This is a genomic window from Psychrobacillus sp. FSL K6-2843, from assembly GCF_038626375.1.
GTDB classification, from domain to species: domain Bacteria; phylum Bacillota; class Bacilli; order Bacillales_A; family Planococcaceae; genus Psychrobacillus; species Psychrobacillus faecigallinarum.
In genome coordinates, this window is the sequence record NZ_CP152021.1 from 4,038,481 (window position 1) to 4,052,828 (window position 14,348).

At 38.3% G+C, this 14,348-nt stretch carries 13 protein-coding genes and 1 riboswitch; of the genes, 4 read left to right on the forward strand and 9 right to left on the reverse strand.

Features of this window, described 5'->3' with window-relative positions; all coding sequences use genetic code 11:
* Window position 1 precedes the first annotated feature (1 nt).
* From nfsA to adh, 3 genes are all read right to left on the reverse strand, one after another.
* Complete coding sequence (gene nfsA / locus MKY94_RS20730) at window positions 2–733, reverse strand: oxygen-insensitive NADPH nitroreductase (RefSeq protein ID WP_154312042.1); 732 nt, start codon at window positions 731–733, stop codon at window positions 2–4.
* Window positions 734–939: 206 nt separating this feature from the next.
* Complete coding sequence (locus MKY94_RS20735; protein ID WP_144540310.1) at window positions 940–1,302, reverse strand: DUF779 domain-containing protein; 363 nt, start codon at window positions 1,300–1,302, stop codon at window positions 940–942.
* Window positions 1,303–1,328: 26 nt separating this feature from the next.
* Window positions 1,329–2,849: an aldehyde dehydrogenase gene (gene adh, locus MKY94_RS20740; protein WP_144540096.1), complete on the reverse strand. Its 1,521-nt coding sequence runs from the start codon at window positions 2,847–2,849 to the stop codon at window positions 1,329–1,331.
* 392 nt (window positions 2,850–3,241) lie between these two features.
* On the opposite strand from adh, the gene MKY94_RS20745 reads away from it, so the two are divergent.
* Window positions 3,242–4,060 carry a YitT family protein gene (locus MKY94_RS20745; protein ID WP_144540312.1) on the forward strand — a complete coding sequence of 273 codons (819 nt, stop codon included), beginning with the start codon at window positions 3,242–3,244 and terminating at the stop codon, window positions 4,058–4,060.
* A 432-nt stretch (window positions 4,061–4,492) separates the two neighbouring features.
* On the opposite strand, the gene MKY94_RS20750 is transcribed toward MKY94_RS20745, so the two are convergent.
* From MKY94_RS20750 to MKY94_RS20760, 3 genes are all read right to left on the reverse strand, one after another.
* Window positions 4,493–6,010, reverse strand: a complete 1,518-nt coding sequence (locus MKY94_RS20750; protein ID WP_342577765.1) for an acetyl-CoA hydrolase/transferase family protein — start codon at window positions 6,008–6,010, stop codon at window positions 4,493–4,495.
* 227 nt (window positions 6,011–6,237) lie between these two features.
* Complete coding sequence (locus MKY94_RS20755) at window positions 6,238–6,882, reverse strand: LytTR family DNA-binding domain-containing protein (RefSeq protein ID WP_144540100.1); 645 nt, start codon at window positions 6,880–6,882, stop codon at window positions 6,238–6,240.
* 25 nt (window positions 6,883–6,907) lie between these two features.
* Entirely contained in the window at window positions 6,908–7,861 is a 954-nt protein-coding gene (locus MKY94_RS20760; protein WP_151111984.1) for an RNA methyltransferase, read from the reverse strand.
* Window positions 7,862–8,018: 157 nt separating this feature from the next.
* On the opposite strand from MKY94_RS20760, the gene MKY94_RS20765 reads away from it, so the two are divergent.
* Window positions 8,019–9,677 (forward strand): FAD-binding dehydrogenase, encoded by a 1,659-nt coding sequence (locus tag MKY94_RS20765; protein WP_342577766.1) that lies wholly within the window; start codon window positions 8,019–8,021, stop codon window positions 9,675–9,677.
* 104 nt (window positions 9,678–9,781) lie between these two features.
* Here MKY94_RS20765 and MKY94_RS20770 read toward each other — a convergent pair whose 3' ends face one another.
* Window positions 9,782–10,591, reverse strand: a complete 810-nt coding sequence (locus MKY94_RS20770) for a serine hydrolase (protein ID WP_342577767.1) — start codon at window positions 10,589–10,591, stop codon at window positions 9,782–9,784.
* Window positions 10,592–10,684: 93 nt separating this feature from the next.
* Here MKY94_RS20770 and MKY94_RS20775 point away from each other — a divergent pair, with 93 nt between their 5' ends.
* Window positions 10,685–11,587: an AraC family transcriptional regulator gene (locus MKY94_RS20775; protein WP_191697365.1), complete on the forward strand. Its 903-nt coding sequence runs from the start codon at window positions 10,685–10,687 to the stop codon at window positions 11,585–11,587.
* Between the two features lie 207 nt (window positions 11,588–11,794).
* Here MKY94_RS20775 and MKY94_RS20780 read toward each other — a convergent pair whose 3' ends face one another.
* Window positions 11,795–13,027 carry an MFS transporter gene (locus MKY94_RS20780; RefSeq protein WP_342577768.1) on the reverse strand — a complete coding sequence of 411 codons (1,233 nt, stop codon included), beginning with the start codon at window positions 13,025–13,027 and terminating at the stop codon, window positions 11,795–11,797.
* 102 nt (window positions 13,028–13,129) lie between these two features.
* Window positions 13,130–13,319: riboswitch (cobalamin riboswitch) on the forward strand.
* A gap of 227 nt (window positions 13,320–13,546) precedes the next feature.
* Here MKY94_RS20780 and MKY94_RS20785 point away from each other — a divergent pair.
* Complete coding sequence (locus MKY94_RS20785) at window positions 13,547–13,765, forward strand: hypothetical protein (protein ID WP_191697364.1); 219 nt, start codon at window positions 13,547–13,549, stop codon at window positions 13,763–13,765.
* A 348-nt stretch (window positions 13,766–14,113) separates the two neighbouring features.
* Here MKY94_RS20785 and MKY94_RS20790 read toward each other — a convergent pair whose 3' ends face one another.
* Window positions 14,114–14,290 carry a hypothetical protein gene (locus MKY94_RS20790; RefSeq protein WP_169361273.1) on the reverse strand — a complete coding sequence of 59 codons (177 nt, stop codon included), beginning with the start codon at window positions 14,288–14,290 and terminating at the stop codon, window positions 14,114–14,116.
* Window positions 14,291–14,348: the final 58 nt, after the last annotated feature.

A 14,348-nucleotide genomic window follows, 5' to 3' on the forward strand; every position in this document is an offset into this window, starting at 1 on the left:
CTCATTTTAAGTTAAATCCTTTGCTCGCTAAAAATTTCTTCATATGAGGTCTCCGAGGGCTTTCTAAGAAATCTGCCATTTGACTTGTCCAAGTAGATACTTTTTGATTTGACCCACGGCTCAAGTAATATTCCTTCATCGTTTCATCGTATACTTTTAAAAGTTCAGCGTACTTATCAGAATCATAATCATTTTCATGTAAAATAGCCTCTACTGGTAATCTTGGCTTTACCTCGTTATGTTGATCTGGTACCCCTAAGGTGATTGCAAAAAGTGGGAATACTCCCTCTGGCAGATTAAACATAGTGCTTATTTCATCAGGGGCATTTCTAACCCCACCAATATAACAAATCCCATAGCCCTTGTCTTCAGCTGCAATAACAAGATTTTGAGCGAACAATGCAACGTCTACCGCTCCTACTAACACGTTTTCAGTAGTATCGATTGTTATTTTCTTCTCTTGTATTTCCCCTGCTGCTTGCAATCGATTAAAGTCTGCACACATTAATAGAGCTGCTCCCGCAGTGCTAAATTGTGTAGGATTTTTGGATAGTCTACCTAGCTCTTCTCTTTTCCCCTCATCCGAGACCCATATAACACTATAGGCTTGCACAAAGTGAGAGCTTGCTGCATGCTGTGCTGTTTCTATAAGCTCTGCAACTTCTTCTCTTGATAGCTGGTAGTCCTTATATTTTCTTACGGAAGCATGTGCTCGTAACAGTTCTTTCACCATCTGATTTCCTTCTTTCTTTGTGTGTTGTAATTTTAGTATAGCTTAATTTATTTTAGGAATGAAACAAAGCAAACTATAGCATTGAAAAGATAGCTTAAGCGTCTTAACACAAATAAAATGGAGAGAGTAAGATCGAGCTCTCCTATTTAGTAAATCAAATAAAATAAGCACAGAAAGAGGGATATCCATTTCTGTGCTTACTATTATTATTTTCTACTACTAAGCTGGCTGTTTTCTTCAGAGGTAAATGCCCTAGACCTTGTTAAGAAACGTTTGCCCTCCACCCCTTCGAGTGAAAACATTCCTCCTCTTCCTTCTACCACATCTATGATGAGTTGTGTGTGCTGCCAGTAGTCAAACTGATTTTTATGCATATAAAACGGCACATCGCCGATATATCCAAGGAGTGTGTCCTGATCTCCTACAATTAGCTCTCCATTTGGATAACACATAGGAGAGGAACCATCACAACATCCTCCTGATTGATGAAACATCAATGGACCGTGCTTACTTTTCAATAATTCAATTAGCTCTAGTGCAGTAGCTGTTGCGATAACTCGTTCAACGATATACACGCACCCTCTCTTATTTTTGCTTAAAAGAACCCTAATTTGTTTTCACTATAGCTCACTAATAGATTTTTTGTTTGTTGATAATGACTGAGCATCATCAAGTGGTTTTCTCGTCCTATTCCAGACATTTTATAGCCACCGAAAGCCGCATGGGCAGGATACTGATGATAGCAATTTGTCCATACGCGCCCTGCTTGAATGGCACGTCCAAAGCGATACGCAATATTCATATTGCGTGTCCATATTCCAGAACCTAAGCCATATAAGGTGTCATTTGCTATTTCCAATGCCTCTTCTTTCGTTTTAAAAGTGGTAACGGATACCACTGGTCCAAAAATCTCTTCCTGGAATATACGCATTTTGTTATGACCTTTGAAGACAGTTGGCTTGATGTAATACCCTTCTGCCAAATCACCCTCTAATGTATTACGTTCTCCACCGATTAAGCATTCTGCACCCTCTTGTTTTCCAATATCTAAATAGGAAAGGATTTTTTCCATTTGTTCAGTAGAAGCCTGGGCTCCCATCATTACATTCGGATCAAGAGGATTCCCTATATTAATAGATTCCACTCGGGCTAGTACCCTCTCCATAAATTTATCGTAAATAGACTCTTGAATAAGCACCCTAGAAGGACATGTACATACCTCGCCTTGGTTAAGGGCAAACAATACAAAGCCTTCTATCGCTTTATCTAAAAATGCATCATCTTCATCCATTATGTCCTCAAAGAAGATATTTGGTGATTTACCTCCAAGCTCTAAAGTTACTGGAATAAGATTTTGAGAAGCATACTGCATGATTAAACGACCAGTAGTAGTTTCACCAGTAAAAGCAATCTTACTAATTCTAGGACTAGACGCTAAAGGTTTACCTGCCTCTAAGCCAAATCCGTTTACGATATTTACTACTCCCGGAGGAATTAAGTCCTCAATTAACTCCATTAGCACCATTATAGATACTGGCGTTTGCTCTGCTGGTTTTAGCACCACGCAGTTACCTGCCGCTAATGCAGGAGCAAGCTTCCATACCGCCATTAGAATTGGAAAGTTCCAAGGGATAATTTGTCCAACTACCCCAAGTGGCTCATGGAAATGATAAGCAACCGTATCGTTGTCAATTTGACTCAATTTGCCTTCTTGTGCTCTTATTACACCTGCGAAGTATCGGAAATGGTCAATAGCTAAGGGTAAATCTGCATTTAACGTTTCTCTTACAGCTTTACCATTGTCCCATGTTTCTGCAACAGCCAGCATCTCTAAGTTCTCTTCTAAACGGTTCGCAATTTTGTTTAAAATGTTCGAGCGTTCTGTGACTGAGGTCATACCCCATGCATCCTTAGCAGCATGAGCAGCATCTAATGCCAATTCAATATCTTCCGCAGTGGAGCGCGCAACTTGGGTAAACACTTTCCCTGTCACCGGGGTAACATTCTCAAAGTACTGTCCGTTTACTGGTGGCGTCCACTCTCCGTTAATATAATTTTCATACTTGTCCTTAAAGGAAACCTTTGCCCCATCTGTATTTGGAAATGCATAAACCAACTTATATTCCTCCCTTTTTTATTAGCGCATTTAAATAGTATGCAAAAAAATAATTATGTATGCGCTTACAAAATATGTTTTTTATCACACGAGCTTTCTGAAAAGATAGGTTTATTGAACTCCCTTCCTTCTATTAAAGCTAACCTAAAGTTATATTAACAGACTTTAATAAATTTTTAAACTATTTAGATAACGATAGTGTTAAATAGTATTTTTTAGATTATTTTATTAATATATTGGATTACTCTTTTAATTATTTGAATTTTTTTATAAAATAGAAGAATGGCTATTTTTTTAGAAAAGAGGAGATTAAATTGAGTGAAGTAGCGATTGAGCTAGCAAAGTTAAAAGTGCCCCACAGAAGAACCCCCAAAAAAGTTGTTGCTGGACGAATGATTATGATAGCTATTGGAGCTATCTTGATGGCGGTCGGCCTAGAACTTTTCTTAGTCCCCAATCAAATTCTCGATGGTGGAGTTGTAGGAGTTTCTATCATCATTTCACACTTAACAGGAGTTAGATTAGGAATTTTTATCTTCATATTAAACATCCCATTCTTTTTCCTAGGCTACAAACAAATCGGGAAAACCTTTGCCCTTTCTACCCTTTTCGGTATTACTATACTGTCTCTCTGCACCTCTTATTTGCATCATATCGATCCCTTTACAAAGGATTTACTGTTATCTACAGTATTTGGAGGCATCGTTCTTGGTGTTGGTGTAGGATTAGTTATACGTAACGGAGGATCATTGGATGGTTCCGAAATACTAGCTATTTTATTTAATAAGTCCTTACCCTTTTCCGTTGGGGAAATTATTATGATTATCAATCTTGTGATATTCTCCATAGCAGGATTTGTCTTCAATTGGGAGCAAGCTATGTATTCTTTTTTAGCCTACTTTGTAGCATTTAAAACGATTGATATAGTTATACAAGGTTTGGATGAATCTAAGTCCGTCTTCATCATTAGTGAAAAGGTAGAGGATATTGGAGACACTGTAATGGACCGTCTCGGCCGTGGAGTAACCTATCTACATGGAGAAGGCGCTTATACAGGAGACAGTAAGAAGGTAATCTTTACCGTTGTCACTCGATTAGAGGAGGCCAAGCTAAAATCTATTGTGGAAGAGATAGATTCCCATGCCTTTTTAGCAGTAGGTAACATCGCCGAGGTTCAAGGCGGTAGATTTAAGAAAAAAGACATTCATTAATGAAAAGCTAAAGAGACATTTCTTATTGTTTCGGTATGCTTGAGTAAAGACTTATCAATATCAATACTAAGGAAATCTTGAGAGGATATCCGTGACTTGAGTCACGAATACCCTCTTTTTCAATAATCTAAGGACGTTTGTCTGTCCATTGCCCTTCTTCTATGTCCAGACTCCTTAACCGGTGCTACATATGTGTGATTGGAGCGACAGGCGGCGACTCCAGCAGGATGAGTGAGACAGATAAGACATCACATACGGCGCGCATGCGACGGTGATGGCTTATCGATCACCCCGCGGAACGCGTCCGGCGAAAGCGGAAATCAGCAATCTATCATTCATGCTTTTCATGTATGTTTATGGGATGGATACAAATAACCACTCATTGTCTTTAAATTTAAAACCCGTATCCAACAATAGGATACGGGTTCTCTCTTATGCTAATGATTCTTCTTTGTCTAACATAGTTCCTGTTTCTGCAAACTTTGTATGGAAAGAGAATGCCTTCTCCAATACATGTGGAGTTTGTCCGCCTCTAGAAAGCGCCTCCACAAAATAACTACTTAGCTGATCTCTGTACATCGGGTGCACACAATTATTAATGATTAATGACGCTCGCTCACGAGGTGCTAAACCACGTAGGTCTGCATAGCCTTGTTCTGTCACTACTACATCTACATCATGCTCCGTGTGATCCACATGTGAAACAAATGGAACGATACTAGAGACATTACCGCCTTTAGCAATAGACTTTGTTACAAAAATAGCTACCTTGGCGTTTCGTGCAAAATCTCCAGAACCACCAATACCATTCATCATTTTTGTTCCGCAAACGTGAGTGGAGTTAACATTTCCATATATATCAAACTCTAATGCTGTATTAATCGAGATTAGACCAAGACGACGAATTACTTCAGGATGATTCGTGATCTCCTGTGGTCTTAGTACTAGCTTGTCACGATACTGATCGAAGTTGCCAAATACCTGTTCCATCTTTTCATCTGATAGAGTAATCGAGCACCCAGAAGCAAAATCTACCTTACCCGCATCTATCAAATCAAAAACAGAGTCTTGTAATACTTCTGAGTATACTTCAAGGTTCTTAAACTCCGAATCAATCATTCCATGTAACACCGCATTTGCTACCGAGCCTATACCTGCTTGAATAGGCGCTAGCTTTTCTGTTAATCTTCCAGCTTTTACTTCCTCACGAAGGAAAGCTAGTAAATGGTCTGCCATTTCCTTTGTTTCCTCATCAGGAGGAACAATTGTAGACGGAGAGTCCGTATACTTAGTAAAAACTATCCCCTTAACCTTAGAAGCATCAAAAGGAATACCGATTGTTCCAATACGTTCACCTACAGAGCTTACAGGAATTGGCTTTCTATTCTCTCCTTGTGGTGCCGGTTCGTAAACATCATGTAAGCCTTCAAATTCTTCTAGTTGTGCTACGTTTATTTCAATAACAATATTATTTGCATGGGTAACGAAGGTCGCAGAATTACCTACTGAAGTCGTTGGTATAATCATCCCATCCTCAGTAATTGAAACCGCTTCCACAATAGCGAAGTCGACTGTAGGTAAAACCCCATTACGAATTAATTCGGATGTATGAGACAAGTGCTGATCAACAAATAGATGATCACCTGCATTAATGTGCTTTCTCATAGTTGCATCCGCCTGGAATGGTAAACGTTTGTTGATGATTCCTGCTTCTGATAGAAGCTTATCTATATCAGAACCTACAGAAGCCCCCGTAAAAATATTCACTTTAAATGTTTCTTTTTTCGCTCTCTCTACTAATGCTAATGGAACCGCCTTCGCATCACCCGCACGTGTAAATCCACTTAAACCCAATGTCATTCCATCTTGGATCCAGGAAGCAGCTTCTTCTGCGCTTACTATTAAGTCGTGTAGTTTTGAATTTTTTACACGATTAAGATTTTTTAACATACAGACACATCCCCCTCGTTCGTTGCCTTGTCTAATTATTTTATCGTGTATCGTCACAAATTTGATAAAAACAGTCGAAGACACTTTTAAAGCGGATAAAACAGAAAAAACAATGACTAAAACAGAGAAAAATTTTTTAAAAATTCATATTTGACCGTCTCAGAAAAAGGAACAAATAAAAAAAGCTTGAATAAAAAGAGATTATCCCCTTATCCAAGCTTTGTAATTTAAAATCCTAATAATTTCCTAAAATAGCTAGAGTAGGATTGACTGACAGATACCTTCTCTCCCGTATGCATAGCTAATACAAAGGTTGAATGAGTATCTGGGTATATTTCTTTAATCTGATGAACATTGACGATAAAAGAGCGGTGGCAGCGAATAAAGGACTCTCTTGGCAGTCTGTATTCAAAGTCCTGTAAAGAACCTGCATGGGTGCCAGTAAAATCTTTCGTCACGATATGTGTCTTTCGATCTCTTGCTTCCAAATAGATAACATCTGAAAAAGGGACAGGCATCCAACCATCTAGCGTTTTGATGGTGATAACGGATTTCCCATCAGTTAAAGCAGGATAGATGGCTAATACAGTTCCCTCCACCTCACCATTATGCTGCAAGGGTACAGCCATTCCATGATAAGGAACGCCAAACATTTCTCGATTGATAAACTCAGAGACCTTTTGGTTACTATGCAACGCTTTATACGCTAGTGTTCCTTCTTTTATAGGGTCACCTGGTTTTATCTTTAAGTCTATGCGTGTGCTTGGTCTATAGTATATGTATTTTTCTTTATCCGAGACGGCTATCGATATCTCATCAGAAAATAATTGACCAACTACATCTAAAAGTCCACCTAGAGAGAGCTCTTGCATCCTTTCCTCCCCTTTCTAATACTTTTCACTCACAAACTAAAATTTCTCGCTCAAACTGTTGTTTTGTTGTAGTACAACGATCCTTTATATGAAGTCCAATTGATTTTAATCGATCGTCCATAGATTCAATCGTCACAATCACTACCCGCTTAGCAATTCTTTTCGCGTGCGTTAATATGGTCAATTGTTCTTCCCATGAAGCATGAGTATATAGATTATATGGTAAATCGATGATTGCAACGTCATAGGTTTCCTCAATATCTTGAATCGCACCCTTTTTCACATCGCCTGTTAATCCAAAGTATTCTAGATTTTCTCTTGAGCCTATACAAACTAGTGGGTTAATATCTCTTCCTACAATATCAATTCCCATAGACCGAGCCTCTACCAGCACCGTTCCAATACCACAGCAAGGATCGATTGCTCGAATACTAGCTGGATGAGGAACAGCAATATTAGCTACAGCTCTCGCTACTCTCGTACTAAGTGCAGTAGAATATTCTCTCGGTTTTTTTATATGATTAAACCAGATGGGCTCACTTTTTTTATATGTCCCAAAATACCAGCGCTTTTCATAGGGAACAACAGCAAACAGTTGATCTGGATTATGAAGATCAAAATCCCCCATCATTTCAGAGCCAATAGCTCGTTCAATTTGAAGACGCTCATTGTTTTGAATCTTATCGTCTCCTTGCCTATCATTTATCTTGAGAAAGACCACCTTGTTTGTCTCCCCCTCTTTACCAAATAGATGGGCAGTAGTAATAATTTCTTCTATAGTATCTCCCTCTGCTAATATGTCGATTCTTCCCTTCATAAAAGGGCTTCGACTAGGATCTATCCTTATATCACTTCTCAGTATTTTCTTTTCTGTATCATATCCAAAAAAAGAGCGCATCTCTAGATGACAAAGAGAGCGTTCTGCATCGTTGTATGCAAATGTATAAATAAATGACGGATACTCGTTTGAATTTTTCAACGTATTACCTCCAATAATATTTCCATTATAACATGGGTCACTTTTCAAAGTCTGTTATCATAACCCGATAGTTAATTAGCATAAAAAGGAAGTATAATAGTATTAGGTTAATTATTTTCAGAACTATTTGTATATTTTTTAAAAAGGGGATAGGAGAATGAATTTTGATGTAATTGTGGTTGGAGCAGGATTAGCTGGGCTGGTTGCCACGACCGAACTAACCGATGCTGGGAAGCGGGTTTTGCTATTAGACCAAGAACCAGAAAGCTCTCTAGGCGGACAAGCCTGGTGGTCATTTGGAGGGCTCTTTCTTGTAGACTCACCTGAGCAAAGAAGAATGGGCATTAAGGATTCCTATGAGCTTGCTTGGCAGGACTGGTTAGGAACGGCAGGGTTTGATGGCGATAATGAGGAAGAATACTGGGCAAAAAAATGGGCAGAGGCTTATGTACGTTTTGCCCATGAAGAAAAAAGAGCCTGGTTGCATGAAAAAGGGGTTCGATTCTTTCCGGTAGTCGGATGGGCAGAGCGAGGAGGATATTTAGCAGATGGGCATGGCAATTCAGTTCCTCGGTTCCATATTGTTTGGGGCACTGGTCCCGGCATCGTCTCTCCTTTTGAAAAACGTGTGCGAGAAGCAATGTCAGAGGGGTTAGTTACTTATAAGCCACGTCATCGAGTAGATAGTCTACTTACTAATAATAATGGAGTGACTGGTGTAGGCGGATCTATTTTAGTGGCAAGTAACGTAGAAAGAGGACAAGCCAGTTCAAGAGAAGTGATTGATCAGTTTGAGTTCTTTTCTAAAGCCGTGGTAGTTACAAGTGGAGGTATTGGAGCTAACCATGACCTAGTTCGTCAAAATTGGCCGAAACGCCTTGGACCCCCTCCTCTTAACATGATTTCAGGTGTTCCAGAGTATGTAGACGGCCGAATGATGGAAATTGCAGAAAAAGCCGGTGGTCGTTTGGTCAATAAGGATCGAATGTGGCACTACACTGAAGGTATTAAGAATTGGAATCCAATATGGAAGGAACACGGAATCCGTATCCTGCCTGGTCCCTCATCCATTTGGTTGGATGCAGAGGGCAATCGCTTTCCCGCGCCAAACTTCCCTGGCTTCGATACATTAGGTACATTAAAGGCCATTCAAGATACTGGATATGATTACTCTTGGTTTATCCTCACAGAAAAAATAATTGAAAAAGAATTTGCATTATCTGGCTCAGAGCAAAATCCTGACCTTACTAAAAAAAGCATCACACAAGTGCTAAAACGTATTTTACCTGGCCCGACTGCTCCAGTTAAAGCTTTCATGGATAAGGGAGAAGACTTTGTCGTCGCTTCAAATTTAAAAGAACTCGTCGAAGGAATGAATAAAATTACCGGCAATAGCTTGTTAAATTACGAAAATATAGAAAAGCAGATTATAGCTCGTGACCAGGAGATGGATAATAAGTTTACAAAGGATCTTCAAATCACTGCCTTAAGAGGATCTCGTCATTACATTGGAGACAGGCTTATTCGTGTAGCAGCTCCTCATAAAATATTGGACAGTAAAAATGGTCCCTTGATTGCTGTTCGTTTGAATATTCTAACCCGTAAAACATTAGGTGGGCTCCAAACAGATTTAGGCGGTCGTGTCCTAAATTCAGAAGGATATCCTGTTCCTGGCCTCTATGCCGCTGGTGAGGTCACAGGCTTTGGTGGCGGAGGAATGCATGGATATCGTTCTTTGGAGGGAACCTTTTTAGGAGGCTGTCTTTTCACAGGAAGAGAAACAGGGAGAGCTTTAGCCAAAGAACTATCCGAATGAACATATAAAAAACTTTGACCATCAATCAGTCAAAGTTTTTTCCTTTTATACAGTTTCTTTTTCTTTTAGGAATATTAATATACACACGAAGGAATAGTTATTCTCTATTCTCCTTTACACAAGTACTGATATATTTCATAGCCTATTTGAGAAAGAATCCTTTTGGCGAGAACGTCATCCTCCTTCTCCGAAAGCACGGTTGCAACTAATTTTCTATCTCCTACAAAAAATATTCCCACATCATGTCGAGTACCCGGTATCCAACCTCCTTTATTTGCGAATTCCCAAGCAGGCATCCCATTATCAAAGTTAGAGTATGGAGAAGGAAGCTTCTCTGGTAAACAATCTCTCATCTGTTGTTTTTTCATGATTTCTATCATCTGCTTGCTTGCTTGTTCACTAACAATCTCTCCTTGAGCCATTTTAGTCAGCAAGATACCAACATCTTTTGCAGCAATACGATTTGTGCCATGTGGATTTGGCTTACTCAACATAAGCTTGTTATAAAATGTACTATGTTCCATACCAGCTTCTTTCATCGTCTGTTGAATATTTTCTACTCCAACTAAATCTATTAAAAGATTCGTTGCTGTATTGTCGCTTTGAATAATCATCAGAAGTATGATATCTGATAGTGGTAGTGAAGTACCTGGAGTTAAATGCTGAAGAACTCCAGAGCCCCCCACATACTCATCCTTATCCAGTATTATCAAATCAGATAATGATAGTTCAAGACGTTCCACCGCTCGAAAAACTGCAACCATTATTGGTACCTTAATCACACTCGCTGCGTAAAACAGCTCTTGTTCATTGTATTCCCACTTATCTCCTGTATTTAAATCCTCTAATACAATTCCCCAAGTTCCCTTGGAAGGTTTAATCAACTTTTGAACCTTACTTATAAGCTCCTCCACTATACATCCCCCTCTAGTCAATCTCTATCTTTTATTATAGACTATTATATATTATATTTTTTGAAAATTTAAATTTTATGGAGAGTATTTTACATGACGCAACTATTACTATTACAAAAGGTAATTGACTATATAGATGATCATATTAAGGAAGATATAAGTACTGATACCCTATCAAAGCTTATCGGTTATTCTCCCTTTCATTTTTCTCGTATTTTTCATCAAACTATTGGTTATACACCGATGGATTATGTACAAAAAAGGAAGCTACAATATGCTTTGGTAGATTTGGTAAAGGGAAAAAGGATTATTGATATAGCATATGAGTATGGATTTGAAACACATGCCGGCTTTACTAAATCATTTAAGCGCTGCTTCGGGAGTCCCCCAAGCCTATATAAGATGCACTGTCCCATTTCATTACCACAAAGGCTATGTTTGGAAAGTCTTCTACAAAAGAAAACAGGAGGAATAGTTCTTCAGCCTAAGATTCTTTCTATGCCTTCTTTTACAGTCGCAGGAAAAACGTTTGAAACACGCTTACAGAATATAGCCTATACAAGAGATGCTCCTGCCTTTTGGGATCAAAGAATATCTTCCGAAGAATCTATTGAGACCACTCTATATCATCTCCTGTCCCCTAAAAAGCATGGTGAGTACTGCTTTAATCTAAGTGGACCTGAGCTAGAAGATCATTTCACGTATTTATTTGCGGTAAATTTTGACGAGGGAACAACGATACCAGAGGGAATTCTTAAGTTTCATGTCAAAGCTTCTACATATGCGGTATTTAAAACACCCATGGTTCCAAAAGAGCAATTTGTTTCCTCTATCAAGGGAACTTGGCAATATATTTTAGAGGACTGGCTACCAGACTCTCATTATGAAGTAGATGAAGATAGCTATGATTTTGAATACTATGATGAACACTGCCATGATTGGGAGTACGACAAAATCTACATGGAGATATACCTTCCGGTTAAGGAGAAACAATAAATATAGAACAAGTTTATTTTCCGATTTAGGCGGTTGCTTTTAGCCGGGGAAGATCCAGCTCAAACAAGCATATGTAGAATTCCTTTCTATTTGCTAAATAGAACTGGTTATCAATACTCCATCAGGCTTCCTCCATACAAAAAGACCATGAACATAGTTTTGTGTTCATGGTAGCTAAAATTTATATACCTGCTGGTCTTTATATTGTTATTCCCGACCCTTAGCTTTCTTTAAAAGTATGTGATATAAAAACAGGACTGGACTTAAAATTACGGCACTTACAATGATGGCAGTCCTAATGGTAAAGGTTGTAGCAATATATCCAATAACAGGCCCACCACTTATTTGTCCAATGGCATCCACTTGACCTTTGACTGAGAAAAACGTTGCTCTAGTCGAGGAATCTGGAATGATTTTATTTAACCAAATATCCTCCAATGGGTACATTACTTTTCGACTCACTTGAATTAAGACATAGCAAATAAACAAGCCAATGAAATACTTCGAAACTGCAAAGCCGATTAATGCTACCACTATACTGAAGCTACCAATAAAAAGAGCGATATATATCGTTCGCAGATCCTGATAAATTGTGCTTTTATTTAGAAAATGAAGTACTGCAAATGACACGAGTACTATCACCAGCTGAATACCACCAGTCAATAACACTAGCTGTTCATTTGGCAAACTGGTTATTCTAGCCATATCCAGTAGATGAGTTAGCCACAAACGATCAAAGCCCTCGCTATAAAAACCTATAAACAGAGCAATTAGAAATAGCATACGCAGGATAAAGCTTGCTTTCGAATAATGAATGATTTTCCCTAAACTCTCTTTCATTGTCTCCAATGTATTAATTCTTTCAGTTATTTTTATTGGTTTAAAATGATTCTCTTTCATAAAAATTATAAGAAAAATAGCCAAGCCTATCATACATACGCCTCCCACAATAATAGGAAGATTAATCATGTAGTAACCGGTTAAAATACTTAACGGAATGGCAATTAATTGACCTAAATTTCCAGCCTTAGCTCCCCTTATATATGCTAAAGAGGACTTCTCTTCTCCTATTTCATCTGCAATCCAAGCTTGCTGTGATCCGCTTGTAAAGGTATAGCCTATCCCCCATGCCACCTGGGCCAATAAAACCGTTATAAAATAAGGAAACAAACCCTCCAATAAAAAACCCGCCCCTATCAAAAAATAACCAATAATAATGGACAGCTTCCGGCTTTTTAAGTCAGATATGACGCCTGTTGGAATTTCAAAAAGAAATACGGTTAGCTCTAACACAGTTCCCACTAAAACAAGTTGCAACGGATCCAGCTTAACAACGCTTACTTGATACAACAGATTGACTGTAAATATATAAGTAAAAAATAATTGCGATAGAAAGCAAATATGAACATACAGCCGATACGAATCTTTCATTCTAATCATTTCCCTCACCTCTCTATTGATTATAAAAAGGGAAACCATCGGCCGCTTATCCAAATTTGCTATAATGAATACCTTTCTTTATGTTATAGTGAAAGAACAATTAAATAATGTGTAGATTTAGGTGTTCTTTTGTTAGCAAGAGAACTTAAAAGGGAAGTTCGGTGAAAGACCGACGCTGTCCCGCAACTGTAAATGGGAGCGATTTTTTATAAACCACTGTAAGGTTACTACGGGAAGGAAAGAAGAGCGATGAACATGAGCCAGGAGACCTGCCTATTTCAAGTACACACCACAAGCCTACGCGGATAGGGGGTGTTAAATGCAGCTATGTACAAGCAATAGCTTGAAAATACTGTCGTACGAAAAACATAATAAAATCACTGGAGCTATTGGGCTCCTGTTTTCAGCGTGGATTTTATTGAGTTTCCAAGCGTACTGACCATTAAATCATACTAACTAGCATCTTCTTTTTTATAAAAGAGGATGCTTTTTTATGTTAAAGGCGAAAGGATTTTGAAAATGAGAAAAGAGAATTTTATTGAACAATATAAACAAGTATTAATGACAAATTATGTTGCAAGTACATCAATATCTCTGCAGTCTATCTATGAAGAAATGAAAAAAGAAATTGAACTTAGTTCAACCTGGAGTATGAACGAAAAAAATATTTTTCTTCAAAATCTCATTGATGCCCATCATCAGATTAAAAATGAAATTTCAGGGAAATTGGAGGAATAAGTAAAGCGCATTCGCACGCTTCCAAAACGATTTTGCCAATATTAACTTTTGAAAAAAAGAATATATCTAAATTCTAGCTCCATGAACCCAGTGTTCAATTTATTTGGTTCGTTCAACAATCATCATTCATTGTATCTATTTATAAAACCAAAAGGCTATCTTCTATTGGAGTGGAAGGCGGAGACTCCAGTGGAGGATCACAAGCCACGGGTACCGCTCGCCGCGCCGAACGCATCCGCCTAAAGCTAAATCAAGCATGTCCCGAGTCATTTCAATACAAGTAGGATATTAATTAAGGATATAAAAAACGAACCAAATGAGATTAATCATGTGGTTCGTTTTTTTGATTTAAAGGTCTTGGTAATCCCTTTGATATTTTCCGCCGTCTTTAACTTCTGAATGGTACAAAGCTTTAAGAGCAAAGCTTTTTTCTAGGTCATGCTCCTTCATTACTTCCTTCAATCTCTTTGCTAAGTCAGGACTAAATTTTACTAGCTCTTCCATTTTAGATTTTGAATATTGCATATCGTTACCTCCCTACTATCATTGTTCATACAGTATAGCACTTGTATAAAATACATAC

Coding starts and splice junctions, on each gene's coding strand:
- MKY94_RS20780 (WP_342577768.1), bottom strand. CDS start 13,027: ATGATTAGAATGAAAGATTCGTATCGGCTGTATGTTCATATTTGCTTT.
- MKY94_RS20790 (WP_169361273.1), bottom strand. CDS start 14,290: ATGCAATATTCAAAATCTAAAATGGAAGAGCTAGTAAAATTTAGTCCT.
- MKY94_RS20775 (WP_191697365.1), top strand. CDS start 10,685: ATGACGCAACTATTACTATTACAAAAGGTAATTGACTATATAGATGAT.
- MKY94_RS20755 (WP_144540100.1), bottom strand. CDS start 6,882: ATGCAAGAGCTCTCTCTAGGTGGACTTTTAGATGTAGTTGGTCAATTA.
- MKY94_RS20785 (WP_191697364.1), top strand. CDS start 13,547: ATGAGAAAAGAGAATTTTATTGAACAATATAAACAAGTATTAATGACA.
- MKY94_RS20745 (WP_144540312.1), top strand. CDS start 3,242: ATGATTATGATAGCTATTGGAGCTATCTTGATGGCGGTCGGCCTAGAA.
- MKY94_RS20750 (WP_342577765.1), bottom strand. CDS start 6,010: ATGTTAAAAAATCTTAATCGTGTAAAAAATTCAAAACTACACGACTTA.
- nfsA (WP_154312042.1), bottom strand. CDS start 733: ATGGTGAAAGAACTGTTACGAGCACATGCTTCCGTAAGAAAATATAAG.
- MKY94_RS20765 (WP_342577766.1), top strand. CDS start 8,019: ATGAATTTTGATGTAATTGTGGTTGGAGCAGGATTAGCTGGGCTGGTT.